This is a genomic window from Alkalibacterium sp. m-11 (assembly GCF_054658155.1).
Genome location: NZ_BAAGIR010000645.1, coordinates 1 through 248 on the forward strand (window position 1 = coordinate 1; position 248 = coordinate 248).

The window sequence follows — 248 nt, forward strand, 5'->3', positions numbered from 1 at the left end:
GGGATTTGTAGTACTTGAAGAAATTCAGAAAACTGACGGAGGTTTGTTATTAAAGTTTTTCGACGGTGGGGACTTATATGGTCCTTCGGACTTAATATTTCTTCAATCATTTCAGTAGTAATTTCAAGTTTGTCATATTGATTCAAGAGATTGTTGAGTTGCCTTAGACTGATTAATGTGGAACGAGCTACTTTTTCGCCTTTAGAACGTTTAAATTCAATATATTTTTCAAAATATGGTTTGAAAAT

1 protein-coding gene is annotated in these 248 nt (G+C 32.3%); it reads right to left on the minus strand.

What is annotated here, in order from left to right:
- Positions 1 to 248: hypothetical protein (locus ACYQ2O_RS13775; protein WP_459796881.1), on the minus strand; the 248-nt coding region annotated here is incomplete at both ends.